Annotated in this window: 1 pseudogene; it reads right to left on the bottom strand. The window is 45.5% G+C overall.

Annotation, left to right across the window (positions count from 1 at the left end):
• Positions 1–158 precede the first annotated feature (158 nt).
• Positions 159–1,090 (bottom strand): annotated as a pseudogene (locus HMPREF0645_RS12845) (IS256 family transposase, variant Zn-binding type); the annotation flags it as partial.

Genomic DNA, 1,090 nt, shown 5'->3' with positions numbered 1-1,090 from the left:
TTAGGTGTTCAATAGCTCAAATTGCAGGCTGGCTTTATTCAAAATATTCAAGGAGTTTATATACCTTTGCCATGCAGTCTAAAGCATAGTGGGCTCTGCTGGGGAGCAACTCCATGAGGAACAGGATTGTATAAAACGACAAGTATGAGCAGGAGCCGCTATGAGTGTGGTTCCTGCTTTTTCATACTTAGAGTTTTTATCAATACCAAGAAAAACCCATTGATGAATCTTTGGCGATTCTCTTGTGTAAGTCCGCTATGATTGTTCAGATTCTTCTTCAGCTCAGTGAATGATCCCTCAATCTTGTTGTTGGTATTGGGCATCCCGCAGAAATCCTCTCGCTGATAGGTAAAGAGATAAGGCAAGTAGTAATCAAGGCTGTTCATGGCTGCCCTCAACCGCCGGTGCGTATACCGCAGTCTGCCGTCCTTGTGCAGGCTGCGATGTTCTATCGTGCCCCTTCCACTTCTCCTTCCACGCTTGATATTCGCTCCTGAAATCAGCCTCATGGATTCGATGCAGCTTGTCCACCAGAGCCTTTAAATCCCGGCTGGCCAGCATTCTTGGATTCAGCGTAAGATACCTTCTGACAATCTGTTTCATGTGGAACTGGCACATCTGTACATGATACTCAGAGAAAGACTTGAAGAGGCTTTTTTTGCCGTCAATGATCAGACCGCGTATGACATACCCACGTTTCTCGATACTGACGACCGCATCTTCATAGTCCTTCACTGTCTCGTTCCTTACAAAGAACAGATAGAGAGGTTTTCCACTCTCCGTATCTAATGCGAGCAGCACTCCGAAGTTTCGACCCCAATATGTTACGTCCAGATGGACAAACCCGCTGCCGTTTAGTGGAGGTTGCACCCATTCACACTTGATATCATGTAACCTACGCTTGACCGTCGAGACACTTATCCTGAAGTGTACCGATAGTTCTTTCATCGTCTGCTTATGTTGTTGATAAGCAGTCCATAATTCATCATCGCTCACTTGGGAACCAGGGCGAAACTGATAGCCGCAATTCTGACATTTATACAGTTGTACATCTTTACGAACACCATTCTTTTTCGTGTGCGTACTGCCA

The organism is Hallella bergensis DSM 17361, from assembly GCF_000160535.1.
Lineage (GTDB): Bacteria > Bacteroidota > Bacteroidia > Bacteroidales > Bacteroidaceae > Prevotella > Prevotella bergensis.
Note: the sequence above shows the minus strand (reverse complement) of the source record. Positions and strands in the feature narration are given on the sequence as shown.